At 46.6% G+C, this 251-nt stretch carries 1 protein-coding gene; it reads left to right on the top strand.

Translation table 11 applies throughout. The annotated features are described in order from the left end of the window. Nucleotides 1-251 (top strand): radical SAM protein (locus SB658_RS26060; protein WP_410603380.1); only part of this gene is annotated, 251 nt, incomplete at both ends.

The following is a 251-nucleotide window of genomic DNA, read 5'->3' as shown; positions in this document are numbered from 1 at the left end:
ATCAAAGTGACGACCATTTATTTCGGCGGCGGCACGCCGACAAGCATTACCGCTGAAGAAATGGATCTTTTATATGAAGAAATGGTCCGCTCTTTCCCGGATGTCGCGAATATCAGGGAGATTACCGTTGAAGCGGGCCGTCCCGACACGATTACGGAGGAAAAGCTTGCCGTTTTAAATAAGTATAAGATTGACAGAATCAGCATCAACCCGCAATCTTATGAAAACGAAACGCTTAAGGCTATCGGCAG

This window comes from Bacillus sp. SIMBA_008 (assembly GCF_046535495.1).
GTDB lineage: Bacteria > Bacillota > Bacilli > Bacillales > Bacillaceae > Bacillus > Bacillus subtilis.
Note: the sequence above shows the minus strand (reverse complement) of the source record. Positions and strands in the feature narration are given on the sequence as shown.